The following is an 843-nucleotide window of genomic DNA, read 5'->3' on the forward strand; positions in this document are numbered from 1 at the left end:
CCCGTGTTTCTCATAAGGCTCGGAGCCACTGGTTGATGATGGCGATGGTGACGGTGGCTTCGAAGCGGACGGCGCGTTTGATGCCCCTATGGACGTCAAGCGGTTGGGCGCTGCCTGAGGCTCGTTGTCTGGACGATGAGTTCGTAGAGTTCCCTGGCAACGTAGCGTTTGAGGCAGCGGATCGCTTCGCGTCGGGTTTTGCCCTCGGAGACGCGCCGGTCGATGTAGGCGCGAGTGCGGACGCCCCAGCGAAGTCGGGCGATGACAATGATGTAAAGGGCGGAGTTCGCTTGGCGGTCGCCGCCTCGGTTGAGCGCGGCGCCGTTGGGTCTTGCCGGAGGACATCTCAATCGGGCTGGCTCCGCACAGCGCGGCGAATGACGCTTCGCTGGTGAGTCGTTGCGGGTTGTCGCCCGCGGCCAGGAGCAGCGCTGCAGCGGTGTCGGGGCCGACACCGTGACGTTGCAGCAGCTCGGGTGTGTGGTCGTTGATGGCGTCGGTGATCCGCTGGTTCAGGTCATCGGCCTCGCGGGTGAGTTCGATGATCTGGCGCGCGAGCAAACGCAAGGTGTATGCCGCGGCTGACGCCGTGTTGTCGGGCTGGCCGGGATCGAGCTCAGCGCAGCGGCGGACGAGCTTGGGGTTGCTGAGCCCGGTCAGGGAATCGCGCAGGGTGGGGTCGGCACCGACGAGGATGGCTTTGAGCTGGTTGATCGCCTGTGTCCGCGTCTTGGTGGCCGAGGCTTTGGCCAGTTTAAACAGGCGGACGCGACCGAGAATCGCTTTGGGTGAGGTGTCGTCCTGGCTGACCGCGCTCGAGCGCGTGTCGCAGGCGGCGGGGAC

At 65.6% G+C, this 843-nt stretch carries 1 protein-coding gene; it reads right to left on the bottom strand.

Translation table 11 applies throughout. The annotated features are described in order from the left end of the window. Positions 1–843 (bottom strand): transposase (locus ACL02O_RS34330; protein ID WP_412822344.1); only part of this gene is annotated, 843 nt, incomplete at both ends.

It is taken from the genome of Micromonospora mangrovicola (assembly GCF_047200535.1).
Classification (GTDB): domain Bacteria; phylum Actinomycetota; class Actinomycetes; order Mycobacteriales; family Micromonosporaceae; genus Micromonospora.